This is a genomic window from Microbulbifer yueqingensis, from assembly GCF_900100355.1.
In the GTDB taxonomy this organism is placed as follows: Bacteria; Pseudomonadota; Gammaproteobacteria; order Pseudomonadales; family Cellvibrionaceae; genus Microbulbifer; species Microbulbifer yueqingensis.
Genome location: NZ_FNFH01000003.1, coordinates 448267 through 460653 on the forward strand (window position 1 = coordinate 448267; position 12387 = coordinate 460653).

The 12387-nt window shown below is 61.8% G+C and carries 9 protein-coding genes; 5 read left to right on the forward strand and 4 right to left on the reverse strand.

Translation table 11 applies throughout. From position 1 onward, the window contains the following. Nucleotides 1–59 precede the first annotated feature (59 nt). Nucleotides 60–1919, reverse strand: a complete 1860-nt coding sequence (locus tag BLT26_RS09175) for an ATP-binding cassette domain-containing protein (protein WP_091512460.1) — start codon at nucleotides 1917–1919, stop codon at nucleotides 60–62. 156 nt (nucleotides 1920–2075) lie between these two features. Between BLT26_RS09175 and BLT26_RS09180 the strand changes: the two genes are divergently transcribed. Next, nucleotides 2076–4037: a transglycosylase SLT domain-containing protein gene (locus BLT26_RS09180; protein ID WP_091512465.1), complete on the forward strand. Its 1962-nt coding sequence runs from the start codon at nucleotides 2076–2078 to the stop codon at nucleotides 4035–4037. A 76-nt stretch (nucleotides 4038–4113) separates the two neighbouring features. Here the strand turns inward: BLT26_RS09180 and BLT26_RS09185 are convergent, their stop codons facing one another. Both BLT26_RS09185 and BLT26_RS09190 read right to left on the reverse strand, forming a co-directional pair. Next, nucleotides 4114–4365 carry a glutaredoxin family protein gene (locus tag BLT26_RS09185; protein WP_091512468.1) on the reverse strand — a complete coding sequence of 84 codons (252 nt, stop codon included), beginning with the start codon at nucleotides 4363–4365 and terminating at the stop codon, nucleotides 4114–4116. Nucleotides 4366–4369: 4 nt separating this feature from the next. Beyond that, on the reverse strand, nucleotides 4370–5251 hold the full coding sequence (locus BLT26_RS09190; protein ID WP_091512471.1) for an FHA domain-containing protein: 882 nt from the start codon (nucleotides 5249–5251) through the stop codon (nucleotides 4370–4372). Between the two features lie 375 nt (nucleotides 5252–5626). Between BLT26_RS09190 and BLT26_RS09195 the strand changes: the two genes are divergently transcribed. From BLT26_RS09195 to BLT26_RS09205, 3 genes are read left to right on the forward strand one after another with little or no spacing between them, the layout of a single operon-like run. Next, nucleotides 5627–6541, forward strand: coding sequence for a PP2C family protein-serine/threonine phosphatase (locus BLT26_RS09195; RefSeq protein WP_091512474.1), 915 nt, complete (start codon nucleotides 5627–5629; stop codon nucleotides 6539–6541). A gap of 13 nt (nucleotides 6542–6554) precedes the next feature. Next, nucleotides 6555–9023 carry a bifunctional serine/threonine-protein kinase/formylglycine-generating enzyme family protein gene (locus BLT26_RS09200; protein WP_091512478.1) on the forward strand — a complete coding sequence of 823 codons (2469 nt, stop codon included), beginning with the start codon at nucleotides 6555–6557 and terminating at the stop codon, nucleotides 9021–9023. A 42-nt stretch (nucleotides 9024–9065) separates the two neighbouring features. Then, the gene (locus tag BLT26_RS09205) at nucleotides 9066–9455 is read left to right on the forward strand and encodes a hypothetical protein (RefSeq protein WP_091512482.1); all 390 of its coding nucleotides are present in this window, start codon (nucleotides 9066–9068) and stop codon (nucleotides 9453–9455) included. A gap of 13 nt (nucleotides 9456–9468) precedes the next feature. Here BLT26_RS09205 and rlmKL read toward each other — a convergent pair whose 3' ends face one another. Beyond that, on the reverse strand, nucleotides 9469–11634 hold the full coding sequence (gene rlmKL / locus BLT26_RS09210) for a bifunctional 23S rRNA (guanine(2069)-N(7))-methyltransferase RlmK/23S rRNA (guanine(2445)-N(2))-methyltransferase RlmL (RefSeq protein ID WP_091512485.1): 2166 nt from the start codon (nucleotides 11632–11634) through the stop codon (nucleotides 9469–9471). A 465-nt stretch (nucleotides 11635–12099) separates the two neighbouring features. Here rlmKL and rmf point away from each other — a divergent pair, with 465 nt between their 5' ends. Next, nucleotides 12100–12351, forward strand: a complete 252-nt coding sequence (rmf, locus tag BLT26_RS09215) for a ribosome modulation factor (protein ID WP_091512489.1) — start codon at nucleotides 12100–12102, stop codon at nucleotides 12349–12351. Nucleotides 12352–12387 lie beyond the last annotated feature (36 nt).

The window sequence follows — 12387 nt, forward strand, 5'->3', positions numbered from 1 at the left end:
AAAAATCGCTAGCGCATTCGGGGCGGCACGGGACGGGGGCGCCCCCCGCGTGCCGTCTATCATGCTCCCTCGTCCAGCTCTGCCCAGCGGTCAAACGCTTTTTCAAGTTCGTCCTGTCGCTCCGCCAGCAGCCGCAATCGCTCTTCCACCACTGCCTGCTCACCCTGGTAGAAATCCGGCTGCGATACCTCTTCCTCGAGCGCCGCTATTTCCTCTTCCAGGGATTCAATCCGTCCGGGCAGGCCATCCAGCTCGCGCTGCAGCTTGTAGCTGAGCTTCCTGGTTTTGCGGGCCGGCTGTGCAGGGGCCGCGGCCTTTTCCTGCGCAGGCGGCTCGGTGCTGCCGGACCGGTCAGGCGCAACAAAGCGGCCGCCCTGGCGCTGGAAATCCTCGTACCCACCCACATATTCGCGAACCACCCCATCACCTTCGAAGGCGAGGCAGGAATCCACCACATTGTCGAGAAAAGCACGGTCGTGGCTCACGAGGAGCACTGTTCCGGAAAAGCTGAGCAACAATTCCTCGAGGAGCTCCAGGGTTTCCACGTCGAGATCGTTCGTGGGTTCGTCGAGCACCAGGATGTTAGCCGGCTGGCTGAACAGCTTCGCCAGCAATGCCCGGTTGCGCTCGCCGCCACTAAGGGCTGATACACGTGTGCGCGCCTTGGCCCCGGAAAAAAGGAAATCCGACAGGTAGGACATGGCATGTCGGGTCCGGCCACCGACAGTGATCGACTCACGTCCACCGGCAACATTGTCGAGCACTGTCATGTCGGGGGCGAGCTGGTCCCGTCGCTGGTCAAAATACGCCACCTGTTGCCTGGTTCCCAACCGTATGGTCCCACTCTGGGGTTTGAGCTCCCCCAGGAGCAGTTTGATCAGGGTACTCTTGCCGGCACCATTGGGGCCGATAAGCCCAACCTTGTCCCCCCGCATCAGGGTAAAATCGAGGTCCCGGACCAGGGGTTCCTCCCCGGGGTAGGCAAAGCTTACCCCCTCCAGTTCCGCCACGAGCTTGCCCGACAGCTCCCCCGAATCGAGGGCCAGCCTGGCGGTCCCCTGCCGGGACCGCCGCGCGTCACGCTGCCGGCGCAGGTCCTGGAGGGCCCGTACCCGCCCTTCGTTACGGGTGCGCCGGGCCTTGATACCCTGGCGGATCCAGGCCTCCTCCTGAGCCAGCTTCTTATCGAACAGGGCTTCGTTGCGGGCCTCCTCCGCCAGCACCTTTTCTTTTTCCTCCTGGTAGCGGCTGAAACCACAGGCGAACACACGCAGGCGACCGCGATCCAGGTCCCACACAGAGGTGGCCAGGCGGCGGGCCAGCGCCCGGTCATGGGTTACAAAGAGCAATGCGCCACGGAAAGTGTCGAGGAATCCTTCCAGCCATTCCACCGCGGCGATATCAAGGTGGTTGGTCGGTTCGTCCAGGATCAGGAGGTCCGGCTCGGTGACCAGCGCACGTGCCAGCGCGGCCCGACGCTGCCAGCCACCGGAAAGATCCCGGACGACATCCGTGGCGGTAAGCCCGAGGCGGTCGAGAAGGCTGTCGATACGGGGAATCAGGTCCCAGCCTTCTGCATCCTCGATCTTCGCCTGCAATTCCTCCCCCGGTTCGTCCCGGTAGTCAGCCAGCCAGAGTCCTACCGGTCCGAGGCCGGCGGCAACAAACCGGTATACCGAGTCGCTGCAGCCCGACGGCAGCTCCTGCTCGAGGACCGCCACCACCGCGCCGCTGCTGCCGACCACCTCACCGGCATCGGCGTCCACCTGGCCCGCTATCAGGCGCAGCAGGCTCGACTTGCCTTCCCCGTTGCGGCCCACGAGGCAGATCCGGTCACCGCGATTAATCGTGCCACAGGCATTCTCTGCCAGGACCTGGGTTCCATAACGCAGGCTCACGCCATCCAACTGAAGCAACATATTTTACAACTACACTATTTGAGGGTGTGCCCGTTCTCATTCTCGCCCGAAAGTCCGGGCAACCGGGAATCCGGGCTTGTGCGAAATGGATATTTTACGCAATATTTACGCGCTATTTCAGTTTTACCGGCGCGAATTATCAATCGGGTGAGTACTATGTCGATTGACGCAAAGGGAATCGCGTTGTCGCTTTTCCTGGTGCTGGCCGCCGCCCCGGCACTCAGCGAGTCCAACGCGGAGAAAGCGGTGGCCCAGCGCGAGAAACTCCGGGAAGCCCGCCTGGCCATCAGCAGGGGGGACACCGTCGAGCTCAACCGCCTGAAGCGGGAGCTGCAAGGCTACCCCCTCCTCCCCTACCTCGATTACTGGGCGATCGTCCGCAAGATCGACAGCCTGCCCTACACAGAGATCGACCGTTTCCTGGGAGAACACCAGGATACCGCAATCGGCGATTGGCTGCGTGTCCGCGTCCTCCGGGAACTCGGCAGCAGAAAGCGTTTCCGCGCCTATCTCAAGTACTACAAGCCGGAGAAGATCACCCGCACCTCCCTGCGCTGTTATTACGCCGATGCCGTTGCCCGTCACGGCGACAGGGATGAGGCCTACCGCCTGGTGGAGGAACTCTGGATGGTGGGGCGTTCCCAGGCCGAGGAGTGTGACCCGGTATTCGCCCGCTGGATCAAGGATGGCGGGCTTACACCCGAACTCGCCTGGGGCCGCCACCTGCTCGCAGTGGAAAGCGGCAATCTTGACCTGGCCAGGTACATCGCCGGCAAGATGCCCCCTGAGCAGGCGCAACTCGCCCGCCTGCTGCGTGAAGTCCATCGCCACCCAGCCCAGCTCACCAATTACACGCACTTTATCGACAAGCGCCCGGAATACCGGCAGATTGTCCTGCATGGCCTGGAGCGGCTGGCGAGGGAGGACGCAGCCGTGGCCGATAGCGCCTGGCAGCGCTATGAGGCCAGCTACCTGTTTGCGGACGCGGAACGCGACCAGTTGCTGCGCGAACTTGCGCTGCAGTTTGCCCGTCAGGATGATATCGATGGGTTGCGACGCTTCTTCGAGCGCACGGAAGAATTTACCGATGCCCGGACGATAGGTTGGCTGGCCCGCCAGTCCATGCGGGAACTCGACTGGGCACAGGTTGAGTTCTGGATCGACCGCCTGCCACCGGAAGAGCAGCTGCTGGACGTCTGGCTCTACTGGAAAGCCCGCTCCCTTGAAGAGCAGTACGGAAAGGGCCGTGCCGACGAAGCCGTGCAGCTCTACCGACAGGCTGCCGAAGAGCGCAGCTACTACGGCTTTCTCTCCGCCGACATCCTCGGCCAGAACTACAAATTTATAGACCGCCCGGCGCCGGTAACGCCGGACCTGGTGGCGGAAATGGCGGCGCGGCCCGGCATGCTGCGCGCCCGCGAACTGCAGGCAATCGGCGAGCTGTATCACGCCCGTCGCGAATGGGACTATGCCACCGAGGGGATGGAACACCGGGAACTGCTTACTGCGGGCAAGGTGGCGAGTGCCTGGGGCTGGTACCACAAATCGATTCGCTCGGTGCTGGCCGCCGACTACCTGGATGACCTGGAACTGCGCTTCCCGCTGGCGTTCGCTGATATCGTCACCGACGTCAGCAATCGCATGGCGCAGAAAACGGCGCTCGATCCCTACCTGATTTACGCCGTCGCCAGGCAGGAGAGCCATTTTGCACACGATGCCAAGTCCGGCGCCGGTGCCCTGGGCCTGATGCAGCTGCTTCCATCCACCGCAAGGGCCACCGCGCGCAAGGCGGGAGTGGAGTACCGTCGCAGCTGGGACCTGCTGACGCCAAAGACAAATATCGCCCTTGGCAGCTTTTACCTGCGCACGCTACTGAATCGTTTCGACAATAACCGGATCCTGGCGGCGGCGGCCTATAATGCCGGCCCAACCCGGGTGGCAGGCTGGCTAAAGGAAACGGGCAAAAAACTGCCCTACGATGTCTGGATCGAGACCATCCCATACCATGAGACGCGCAAGTACGTGCAGAACGTACTGGCCTACTCGGTGATATACGCCTACCGCAGCGGCAGCGTCAAACCGTTACTGAGGGATAACGAGGCCACCAGCAAGCTCTAGCTTCCCCCTGGAAGGCAATGAAATGCGCCTCGACGGGGATACGGGAGCGTGCTGCGGGCAGGAAGGTCCGGGACCGCTAGCGACACCGGGCCTCCAGCCACCCACGTAGCACCCCGGTGTCGAAAGGCCAACCGCACACATCCCCGGGGTCCCCGAGCCCCACCACCGGGATCCGCATCCCGAACTCCCGCTCCAGGGCGGGGTCCCCGGCAATATCCACCTCCCTCAGGCGAAGGCCAAACTCTTCCAGCACCGGCCAGATTTCAGGCTTGGCCTTTTCGCACAGGGTACAGCCGAGCGTGGTGTACAGGAGTAAGTCGCGCGGCACGGGCTCAGATCAATCCCTGCTGGCGGGCCCAGAACAGTCCGGCGACGCCGAGCCCCAGCAACAGCAGGGTGCCCAGCCACAACCAGCCTCCGGCACCTGTATCGGCGGCCGCAGGGCCGCCGTCGAACCGCTGGCGCTCCCGGGTCAGTTCACTTTCGGGAGGTGCCGCCGCCCGCAACACGCCGGGCTGTTCGCCCTCTGCTCCCTTTTCCCGGGCCGCCTGTACCACACTCAGGTCAATAGCCGGCCTGACAGTGGTTTTGTCCAGGTCATCCGCCGGGCCCACGACACTGAAGCTGAGGGTGTCAAAGCGCAGCTCATCACCTCTACGCACCCTCGTCTCTGCGACCCGTCGATTGTTCAGGAATGTACCGTTAGCAGAGCCCAGGTCCACCACAAAGAGGAGCCCGTCCCGGACTTCCAGGCGGGCATGGCGGCGGGAGAGATGTGACAGGGAAAAAGTAATGTCACACTCGTCCGAGCGCCCCACCACGCTGGTCTGCTTCACCGGGAACACACGACCGGCAATTGCCGGGTGATTTGCGCGCAACGCCCAGGATACAGCGGAGCTTCCGGCAGACGCAGATTGCATCCTCGTCACCTTCGGGTCCACGACTGCGAGCTCGCAGTCCCCGACCGTCACCCTGTCATTGAGCTTTACCCGGCAGGCGCCACTGATCGGCTTGCCGTTTACTGCGACCTGTCCGTAACCGGACAGGTCGCGCAGGGTAAGCACATCGCCATCGACCACCACCTCGGCGTGCAACTTGGCTATTGTCTCGCCAGTCAGGGTGAGGTCGCACGTGGATGCGCGGCCGATAGTAACTCGGGGCGCCACAAGCCAGACGCCCTGTCTGGCGTCCTTGAGATCGCAAAGTTTTAGCATGTAATTGCGTTCCTGATAATGCGGGTTTGAGCGATGGCACAGTTTCCGGCAACCGCGGCGGGACGCCACACCGGAGCCGTGTTGAGCAAAAACCAACCCATCTCGTTATTAACCAAAAAAGTTTATCACGAACTTTTTGGATAGCATGTGATTAGGTTTGCAGCATACAATCACCGGGTCGCATATGCTTGTCCGTGGTAGCCTGTGTACACGCCACGGATTCGCGTTTCGCCCGACAGATCGCATTCCGGGAGGAAAGCGTACGTCAGCTCGGCAAAGGATACGGCGCAACACCTGTCGATTTAGCACACCTGTGCAAGCAGGTACCCCGCAGGGCGCCGGAAACCAAGAATAAGATACAGGTAGTTGGACGTAGTGAGTGAAGCCAAAGTACGCGATGTATCGAGGCACAGCCCCCCACAATATTCCAGGACTGGGACCAGCCGCAGTGCAGGTGCCACACACCCAGGCTACAAAAGAGACCAAAACGAAGACGCCTTCTGGTCCGACGAGAATCGCGGTGTCTGGGTGGTGGCCGATGGGCTTGGAGGGCACCAGGCCGGGGAGATTGCCAGCAAGACTGTCGTAGAGGAAGTCCAGCGCTCAGCCGCTACCGATCGCCACTACGAACACGCACTGCAGAGAGCACATGCCCTGCTGCTCGGCGATGAGCAAAGCGCCGGTAACATGGGATCAACCGCGGTGGTGATGGCGGAAGAAGGTCCCTATTTCCATGTTTACTGGGTTGGTGACAGCCGCGCCTACCTCTGGTCACCGGGCTCCCCTACCGGCCAGCTGCGCCAGCTGACCAATGATCACTCTTACGTACAGATGCTGGTGGACTCCGGCGCGATCAATGCCCAGGAGGCCGCCAGTCACCCGAACCGGAACGTGATTACACGGTGTATCGGGGGCAGCACAAACCCAAGCCTGGATGTGGATCGGATGTCTTCACCCTGGGGACCAGGCGACCGACTGCTGCTGTGCAGTGATGGGCTGAGCACCGAGGTCGAACCGGAAGCTATCGCCGAGATTCTCTCAGCCAACCCGGACCCTCGCCGCGCCGCCGACCTGTTGGTGGCAGCCGCACTGGATGCCGGCGGCAAGGACAATATCACCGTTCAAGTTATCGATGCTCCCCATCAGCACGAAGCTGACCGCACTGGTGGCCCGCGCCCTCGCCGCCAAAACCATACTGCCGGGAGAAGAGCCATCGTTATCGCAGCATTCATTCTGGCCGTTGCCAGCGGCCTTTGGGCTGGCTGGCGCTTCGGCCTGTTAACGTTTTAAGGAGACGACATAGATGGAGGTCGTCAGCAGCAACAATTCGCTGGAAATCCCCGGCTACCGCATCCTGAGAAAGATCAACCAGGGCGGGATGTCCACCGTCTACCTGGCGGTGCAGCGCAGCGTCGGGCGGCAGGTGGCCCTCAAAGTCATGTCGCCGGTCCTCAACGCGGACCCGATTTTCAGTGAGCGCTTCCAGCGCGAGGCAAACATCGTCGGGCAGCTGTCCCACCCCAATATCGTTGGCATTCACGATATTGGCCGTTTCCGCAGCCTCAACTATATCGCCATGGACTATATGCCCGGGGGATCGGTCTCGGACCGGCTCGCGCAGGGCGTGATAGAACCCATGGACGCGATCAACATCACCCGCCAGATCGCGCTGGCCCTGGATCACGCGCACGGCAAGGGCTATGTCCACCGGGACCTCAAGCCGGAAAACATCCTGTTCCGCGAGGATGGCTCTGCGGTTCTCACTGACTTTGGGGTGGCACGCGCCGTGGCCCGCACCACCCGGATGACCAGTAGTGGCATGGTAGTGGGTACGCCTCACTATATGAGTCCCGAGCAGGCCCGGGGCGCTGCGATCGATGGGCGCGCCGATCTATACAGCCTCGGCATTGTCTTTTATGAAATGCTCACCAGCGTAGTGCCATTCCAGGCCGATGAGGCTGTGGCAATCGCCATCAAGCACCTGACCGAGCCCGTCCCCCGGCTGCCGGCTCGCCACTCGCTTTACCAGGGGCTGATCGAACGCTTTCTTGCAAAGGACCCCGAACAACGGTTCCAGAGGGGGCTCGATGTTGTCGACAGTATTGACCAACTACTGGCAACACTGGCCGGAAAGCCTGCAGTCCAGTCAACCCACGCAAACAACACGGCGGTAGGCACTTCCAGCCTGCTGCGCGCGCTGGTAATGACACTTTACGGCACGCTGAGCGACCGCGTCGCCGCCGCCTGGGCGCGGATGCGGGACAAGCCCCTGGACGAAAAGCACCCGCGTACCGAGCAGGCAACTATCATGCGGATCCAGCAGGTGATCCAGCAGGCACCTGAAAGGAAAGTCCGGCAGTGGACGTACGGGTCGACCATTGTGGCCGGGCTCCTCGTGGCATGGTTATTCTTGAGTCTCTCCACTGACCAGTTCAACTGGTGGTCAGGGGGCTCTCCCGGTAAAGGTGGTGAAGAGCCTGCGGCACTGGCTCTGCGCCCCGCCGAGGGGAAACCGGAGGCATCCCCCGCACGGGCCGCGGGAGTAAATACGCTTTCCCGTACTGCTGACGACCAGGGCGCCACCGGAGGGGGAGAGGATGACCTGCAAGCGGCCACTGCCCCCACCTCGTCCCCGTCCGCTATACCAGCGGCGGCCAGCGTCGACGAGTCAGTGGGTACTGAGGGGCAGCTGGAAGATAATGCGACCGAGCAAGATGTTGCCGACCCCCACCCGGCGGACGAGAGCGGTGCGACAGGCTCGACCGAAAATCCGACAGTCATCGACCAGGAAGGAACCAGCGGCAGCGAGCAACCAGAGTCGGGTACTTTCGCCCTGTACATCAACACCTCCCCCGCAGACGCCCGGGTAAGGATCATGAACATTGCCCCGACCTACCGAGCGGGTATGGAGCTGGAGCCCGGCAAGTATGATGTAGAGGTAAGTAAGGCCGGCTATGACAGCGAGCGGCGCTGGGTCAGCATCGTGGATGCTGACCGCCGCATCTCCATCAAACTCAGCCGCAGTCACACCCCCGGCGAGATCTTGCGGCCCCGGCTTAAGGATGGTGGCTGGGCACCGAGCCTGGTGGTGGTTGAACCGGGCCAGTTCATCATGGGCGACGACAAACGCCCTACCTCGAGCCCCGCCCACAAGGTCAACATAAAGGAAGCATTTGCAATCTCCCGGCACGAGGTCACCTTCAACCAGTATGACCGCTTTGCCGAGGCTACCGGGGCCCCCCTGCCGGGTGACGAAGGCTGGGGACGCGGCCATCATCCGGTCATCAATGTCACCTGGAAAGAGGCCCGTGAATACGCGCGCTGGCTTTCCCGGCAGACCGGCAAACGCTTCCGCCTGCCCACCGAAGCCGAATGGGAATATGCCGCCCGGGGCGGAGAGGCCAAGCCTTTCTGGTGGGGAGACCAGGACCCTCGGGGCAAGGCCAATTGCCGGCGGGGTTGTGACAGTGAGTTTGTCGGGTTCTTTTCCGCCGCCAGCGCACCGGTAGGCCAATACGATGCAAACGGCTTCGGGCTTTTCGATACCGCCGGCAACGTCGCCGAGTGGACACAGGATTGCTTCCTCGCTGACTACAACAGCAGCCTCGGGGACGGGGGGGCCGTAAAGGTAAGAAATTGCAGCCTGCGCACAGTGCGGGGCGGATCGATGCGCGATCCGCTTTACAATGTCAGCCCGGCACACCGTACGGGACAGAGCCAGATCTCCATGAGCAAGGAAATTGGTTTCCGCGTGGTGATGGAACTCGACTGATCCGACCGCTGCTCGTCATGATAACAACGAAAAGGAGCCGACATGGCGAACACCAGGAAAGTTATTTCGCTGTTGACGGTAACGGGAATCGTGGCCGGCTGCAGCGGCCTGGAGTTCAGGACCAATATCGGCCCCTACACAGAAAGCCGGTTAGTAAGCGCGGCGGTGGAGATCTACTCACCCACAGAAATATCCCGCTATGATGCGGTTACGCTGGGTAACGTAGAGGCCACCGCCTGCCAGGAGCGCCCCGACGAGCCCGTAGCCAGCCGCGCGGAACTGGTGCGGCAGATGAAAATGCGGGCCCACCGGCTCGGCGGTAACGGCCTGGTCATAGAGGCCTGCGGCAAGACCACCCTCGGAGTCTGCCAGACCTACATTGAGTGCCACGGCACGGCCTACTCAGTGCCGCAGCGGCAGACCAGGCCGTGACGTGAACCGCGAATCATGACTGGCGAATTTTCCACACATTGTGGATCCTGGGGTTGCGCTGGAAATCCTTGTCGAGCATCTTCCCGGAAAGGTTTTCCACCTCGAATTCGCCGCTGATACCCTCCCCCATTTTGAAACTGCGCAGGTTGTTGGAGAAAACCAGGGTTCCTCCCGGGGCCAGTAGCACCATGCATTGGCGAATCAATGTCTCATGATCACGCTGGATATCCAGCACACCGCGCATCCTGGCGGAATTGGAAAAACTCGGCGGGTCGAGGAAAATCAGGTCGTAACCACCGCGCCGGTTCTGCTGCGCGGCCTGGAGCCATTCCAGGCAGTCGGCCTCCACCAACTGGTGGCGGTAGGGATCCAGGCCGTTACGGCGAAAATTACGCGCAGCCCAGGCCTGGTAGGTTTTCGACATATCCACACTGGTACTCTGGGCACAGCCACCCAGTGCGGCCTGCACAGTCGCACTGGCCGTATAGCAGAAGAGATTCAGAAACCGCTTGCCGGACGCAAACTCCCGGAGATACCTCCTCACCGGGCGATGATCGAGAAAAAGCCCGGTATCGAGGTAGTCCCACAGGTTCACCTCCAGCTCTGCCCCTTCTTCATTTACCCAGAAAGAGCGGCCGCTCTCTGCACCGCGCTGGTACTGTCCGCCGCCCTTGTGAGTGTGGCGCCGTCGTTCCTTGATACTGATATCGGCCTGGGGGATTTCGAGCACCTGCTCGACGGCCCGCACCAGGTCCCTCAATCGTGAGCGGGCCTTTTCCTCGGGAATCTGCGCCGGCGCCCGGTATTCCTGGACATGCGCATAGGTCTTCCCCTCGAGCGAGCGATAGACATCGATAGCAGCTGCGTATTCCGGCAGGTCCGCATCGTAGAGTCGATAGCAGTCGATATTGTTCCGGGTGGCCCACTTGCCCGTCGTCCGCAGGTTCTTTCGCAGACGATTGGCCACCATTTCCGCCTCGGCGGAAAGGCGCGCTCCTGGCGGCTGGGAGCCAGCGGGCGCTCCCTCGTGGATTTCGAAGAGAAGGAGCTGGCTCGGTATGCTGCCGTTGTAGAGCTTGTATTGTTTGTGCGACTTGAGGCCGGTGCTGTGCCCGAGTTCAGGATTTCCGGTAAAAATGCCTACCAACCAGCCGGGGAACTCCTGTTTGAGCTGGCGGCCGAGTTCGGCGTAGGTTTCACGCAGCGCTTCCTGCTCACCGAGCCGCTCACCATAGGGCGGGTTGGTCAGCACCAGTCCGGGCTGCACATCCCGGTGACTCGGCACCTTGAATGCCTTCACGGCCCGGCAGCTGACGCGCACCTGGCGCTCCAGCCCCGCCCTGGCGATATTCGCCTCGGCTGCAAACAGCACTTTCGCATCGGCATCGTAACCGCGTATTTCCGGCAGGTCCCGTTCCAGGCCCCGCCGCCGGCGTTCCAGCGCCTCTTCACGCAGTCGGCTCCATATGTCGCTCTGGTGGCCGAGCCATCGCTCGAAGCCAAAACTGCCGCGCAGGAGCCCGGGCGCCATATCTGCCGCCATCATCGCCCCCTCGATCAGGATCGTGCCCGAGCCGCACATGGGGTCCAGCAGGGCCCCACCGCGATCGGCGATTTCCTGCCAGCCGCAGCGCATCAGCAGGGCCGCCGCCAGGTTTTCTTTAAGTGGCGCGGCTCCGATATGGGTCCGGTAACCGCGCCGGTGCAGGCTCTCGCCACTCAGGTCGATGGAGATATCCAGCTGGTCCCGTTGCAAGCGCAGGGCGACCGTCAGGTCCGGCTGGTGGCGGTCGACCAGCGGACGATCACCGGTCTTGTCGCGCAGGCGATCCACTACCGCATCTTTCGCCTTCTGGGCCCCGAACTGGCTGTTGCGAATCTCCCGGTTGGTGCCGGAGAACTGCAGCCAGAGTTTGCCGGAAGGATTGATATGCTCCTCCCAGGGAATCCCCGCCACCGCTCGGTAGAGGGCCTCCGCATCATTCACGCGGGCCCGCACCAGCTGCAGGAGGATCCGGTTGGCAAGCCGGCTCCACAGGCAGCACCGGTAGGCCAGCTCCAGCTCGCCGCTGAAGTGCACCGCGGCAGGCTGTTCCCGCAGGTCCTGCGCACCCAGCCGGGCCAGCTCTTCGGCCAAAAGCCCTTCAAGTCCCCTGGGACAGGTAGCGGTAAATTGCATCTGGTTTCCTGACAAAGCTATCTCCGGTAAATCACTCAAAACCTTTCCCAACTCGGGCGCCGCACAGTCCGGCCACGGCGACTGCACCGGTTTGGTCCGGCTGGCTATAGCCTTTGTTTCTATAAATACTATTTTTCAGAGCGAAGCGTTTGTTCACACGGGTCCGCCCTTCTGCTCTACTGGAGGCACGTCAAAACACGTCACTTGAAGCGCCACTTTATGTGATCCCCGCTGTGAGACCCGGGTCAGGTGTGGATACGCTTCTCGCCGCGCTGGCGGAAAGGCTTGGATTCAGCCCCGGCCACAATAATCTAGAAAAGAGGCTGGCCCGCCGCAATGCAGCGGCAGTCCCCCAAAAACATTCACTAAGCTTAAAGACAAAGGATCAAAAATCACACCAAGCCTGCCCGCTGCCGCTAGTGGGCCATACAACCAGCCCAATATGACCGAGAGGTGCTGTATACGATGAAACGCCAAAAACGTAACCAGTCCAGCAGAGCCTTCTACAAGGGATATCTCGCCGCCACCCACAACAAGCCCATGGACAGCTGTCCCTATGTTAACGGAAACCTTCACCAGGAATGGGTCAACGGTTGGCGCGACGGCCGGCAGGATTACTGGAACGGATTTGATGATTCTACCAAAGCCCAAAAACTCGAAACTTACCGCACCGTAACCACCAATATCCATCACCCGGATGGGTGGAGCACTGTCTAGTCCGTTGTGACCGCGCGGAGGCTCAACGGCCTCCGC

Bases quoted from the DNA above. Each gene is read 5' to 3' on its own strand.
- rlmKL (WP_091512485.1), bottom strand. From the start codon at position 11,634: ATGCAATTTACCGCTACCTGTCCCAGGGGACTTGAAGGGCTTTTGGCC.
- BLT26_RS09175 (WP_091512460.1), bottom strand. From the start codon at position 1,919: ATGTTGCTTCAGTTGGATGGCGTGAGCCTGCGTTATGGAACCCAGGTC.
- BLT26_RS09205 (WP_091512482.1), top strand. From the start codon at position 9,066: ATGGCGAACACCAGGAAAGTTATTTCGCTGTTGACGGTAACGGGAATC.
- BLT26_RS09190 (WP_091512471.1), bottom strand. From the start codon at position 5,251: ATGCTAAAACTTTGCGATCTCAAGGACGCCAGACAGGGCGTCTGGCTT.
- rmf (WP_091512489.1), top strand. From the start codon at position 12,100: ATGAAACGCCAAAAACGTAACCAGTCCAGCAGAGCCTTCTACAAGGGA.
- BLT26_RS09180 (WP_091512465.1), top strand. From the start codon at position 2,076: ATGTCGATTGACGCAAAGGGAATCGCGTTGTCGCTTTTCCTGGTGCTG.
- BLT26_RS09200 (WP_091512478.1), top strand. From the start codon at position 6,555: ATGGAGGTCGTCAGCAGCAACAATTCGCTGGAAATCCCCGGCTACCGC.